Source organism: Asticcacaulis sp., from assembly GCF_027484505.1.
GTDB lineage: Bacteria > Pseudomonadota > Alphaproteobacteria > Caulobacterales > Caulobacteraceae > Asticcacaulis.
Window position 1 is genome coordinate 1 of the sequence record NZ_JAIXSV010000063.1, and the last position, 3,150, is coordinate 3,150.

Annotated in this window: 5 protein-coding genes; 1 reads left to right on the top strand and 4 read right to left on the bottom strand. The window is 62.7% G+C overall.

Annotated features, from left to right (window positions below; genetic code table 11):
- Positions 1-130: 130 nt before the first annotated feature.
- Together Q0072_RS03485 and Q0072_RS03490 are read right to left on the bottom strand one after the other, a co-directional pair.
- Positions 131-421 (bottom strand): hypothetical protein, encoded by a 291-nt coding sequence (locus Q0072_RS03485; protein WP_298325786.1) that lies wholly within the window; start codon positions 419-421, stop codon positions 131-133.
- 128 nt (positions 422-549) lie between these two features.
- The gene (locus Q0072_RS03490; protein WP_298325789.1) at positions 550-1,131 is read right to left on the bottom strand and encodes a hypothetical protein; all 582 of its coding nucleotides are present in this window, start codon (positions 1,129-1,131) and stop codon (positions 550-552) included.
- A 132-nt stretch (positions 1,132-1,263) separates the two neighbouring features.
- On the opposite strand from Q0072_RS03490, the gene Q0072_RS03495 reads away from it, so the two are divergent.
- The gene (locus Q0072_RS03495; RefSeq protein WP_298325792.1) at positions 1,264-1,578 is read left to right on the top strand and encodes a helix-turn-helix transcriptional regulator; all 315 of its coding nucleotides are present in this window, start codon (positions 1,264-1,266) and stop codon (positions 1,576-1,578) included.
- Positions 1,579-1,865: 287 nt separating this feature from the next.
- Here Q0072_RS03495 and Q0072_RS03500 read toward each other — a convergent pair whose 3' ends face one another.
- Positions 1,866-2,162 carry a helix-turn-helix domain-containing protein gene (locus Q0072_RS03500; protein WP_298325795.1) on the bottom strand — a complete coding sequence of 99 codons (297 nt, stop codon included), beginning with the start codon at positions 2,160-2,162 and terminating at the stop codon, positions 1,866-1,868.
- A gap of 61 nt (positions 2,163-2,223) precedes the next feature.
- The coding region (locus Q0072_RS03505) for a site-specific integrase (RefSeq protein ID WP_298325798.1) at positions 2,224-3,150 on the bottom strand (927 nt) is incomplete at its 5' end.

Consider the following 3,150-nt stretch of genomic DNA (forward strand, 5'->3'; position numbering starts at 1 on the left):
CAGGCCCCGTTCCAGGGTATGGGGAAGTCCCCCGGCCGGTCGGTGTTGGTGAAGAGGACGAAGCGGCCGTCGGAACTGCGCTGTTCCAGGACGATGGCATCGACGGGAATGTCAATCATGTCCGGCCCCTTCACGGCGTGAAGATTTGCCAGGCGTCTTCCGACGCCACCGACACGGCAATGCCCTCCCGCACGGGGTAGGCGTGCAACTCCTCCTCGGCGGGGTCATCGTTGATGGCCAGCAGGTCGGGCAGGCTGGTCACCGTGATGCCGACACTGCGCAGGTAGGCGATGATGTGCAGCGGGTCGTCTTCCTGCGTCAGGGCACGCCTGAGGCTGACGGTTTCCGGCACCAGGGCCGGGTGGTGCCCGCCGTACAGACGGCGTGCGAGGTCGCAGAAGGCTTCCTTGGGTTCTTCCATTGCCAGGGCTCCGAAAACGGAAAGGCCCCGTTCCAGCGCTGGAACGGGGCCTTTGTTGAGGGACATGGACAGCGCCGGACGGCGTGTCAGGGCAATGAAATGCTGATGAGAACCCAGGCAGTGACGGCTCACGCCTCCTCGCGCAGGCTGGTCAGGTAGGTCAGCCCGTAGACCGTGATGAAGGCGCCAAACGCCCACCGTGACCCTTCCAGGACCAGCAGGTAGTAGTAGGCCCCGATGCCGAGGGCGACCGTCACCAGAAAGCGCACGAAGCCGCTGGTTTCGTCCTTCAGCAGCGCGTGCCCCATTGCGCAGGCGATGAGGGCGTTAATGCCCAGCCAGACATAGGACAGCACCACTCCGATTGAACCCCAGCCCGGCACCTGGATCAGGGCGAACCCGGTCATGCGGCTTGGAAAGAAGTCGGCGACCAGGTGGCAACTCATACCCAGGAACAGCGGCCCGGCGGCCGCACGCACACCGGGCACCATGGCCAACACCATGGGCAGGAAGATCGAGTGGGTGACGGCGCTGCGATGATTCAGGAAGGGGATGACCTGGTCCACATCGGCGATCTTGGCACCCAGGGCGCCGATGGCGGTCATGAGAAACAGATCGCCGATACTGCGGAACAGCCCTTGCCGGGCCAAGGCATGGATGATGGTGATGGCCAAGACCAGAACCAGCACGATCACGACAATACGTAGCATGACACCTCCGAGGCTGAACCCGACTCGGGCGCATCCCCGGCTCAGGTTTGGCGGAAGTATCATCGGTTTGGACGTTAAAAGCGCCTATAAAGACATATAGAACGCCATTAGTGGCAAATCATTTCCACGCCCTTGCGCGTTGACGGTGGCTGCCATCCCCTCAACGGCATGATCACCATTCGGCAAATCCGCGCTGCACGGGCGCTTCTGGGCTGGGAACAGCGCGAACTCGCGGACCGGGCGGGCATTTCGCTGACCTCCCTCAGCCGCATCGAACGCAGCCCGGCCCATGACGCCCGCATGTCCACGATGGAAAAGATCAGGGCCACACTGATGGCTGCGGGGATCGCCTTCGTGAATCGCGATGATGGTGTCACTGGGGTCCTGATGCGCCCACCTGCGGGGACGGGAACACCGAACGGGTCGCCTTCCACGGACGAGGAATGACTGATACCCCTCGTGTGATGGCACGAGAGGTATCAGTTTGCAGAGCTACCTGGGCAACAGCCCCAGGTCCTTGGCAGCGACCTTCCACCGTTCAATGTGGTTGGACTTCCTGACCTTCTGTAGGCCCTGGCACCGCTGTCCGGGTTGCGCCTTGCATCGAGGGCAGGCGTATTTCATGGCGACCTCCCCTCGCGCCATCGGCGTGCCGTAAGGAGTGCGGGTAGCCAAATCGAACTGATGACGATTCTCGCCCGCGCTGGATTGCTTCATATCCTTGTGTCTCCCCGTCAGCGCTTGTTGATGGTGCGCAGCAAGCTGGCGGACTGCAGCGTGTTCATGCTGACCCGCTTCTCCAGCCATGCCCGCAAGCTCGCGCGGTCGTACCGGACAACCTGGGGCGACAGCGCCCTGAACGCCGGCCCGTCCCCCGTGATCCGCCAACGCGCCAACGTGCGCGGCGAAACCTTCAGGTACTCCGCGGCCTCGGCCGGCGTCACCAGTTCGATCTCCGGGCCAACGGTGATGGATACACCCGGCTTGCCCTTCGCACTCCCGCAGGTGGTTTTAGACTGTTTGCGGATCATGCTCTATCTCCTCGATGGGGAAGATGACGATGGGGCTTGGCCCCATCGTCGAGTTCAGGGGTCAGGGGGTCTCGCGGGTAGCGGTGCCGGTAGCGCCCGGCCCCCAGCCGACGGACGCGATGGAAGCCGTCTTTATCAAGCGCTGGGGGTCGAAATGGGCGTAACGCATGGTAATGCGCGGATCGCTGTGACCCAACAGAGCACCCACCTCGCTCAATCCCACGCCCTTGTTGACAAGCGAACTGGCAAAGTTGTGGCGCAGGTCATGGAGGCGAAAATCTTCCGGTAGCCCGGCTAACTTCTTCGCCTTGCTCCAGCTACGCTTGATGTCCTGGATCGGGCCATCGGTCTTCCGGCTGGGGAAGACGTGCGGGTATGCGCCACTGCGGCCCTGTCGGTGGGTCTCCAGTATCTTCACCACTTCCAGAGGCAAGAAGATATAACGAGGCTTGCCACTCTTCGACAATGGCACGGTCAGAACGCCCCTGGAAAGGTCCAGGTTCTCCCACCGGGCGTGGAGGATTTCGTCCCTCCGGGCGCCGGTAAGGGCAAGGATAAGGATGGCGGTCATCGCGTCATTTTCCGGCATGGACCGCAGCACCGACAGCAGGACCCCGGTTTCGGCGTCGGACAAATGGGCTTCGCGGTTCCGCACCGGCAGCATCCCCGTACTGCTGGTGGGGTTGGGGCCGTTCCAGACCTGCCACTTGGCAGCCAGATTGTAGATGCGCCGCAAGGTGGCCAGATGCAGGTTCACCGTGCTGTTGGCCAGCCCCTTCTTGACCAGGCTTGCCTTGAACGCCTGAACGTCGTTGACCTGAAGCTCGTCCAGCGTCTTCCGCCCAAAAAGGGCGATGATGCGGCGAGTGTAGGCAACGGCGTTGAGGTGGCTACGCGTTTCCTGCTGGATGTAAGGCATGTACCGCTCTTCGATGAACGTCTTCAAAGACGGAATCGCCCTGAACCGGTCGCGGTCCCCGGCCGGGTC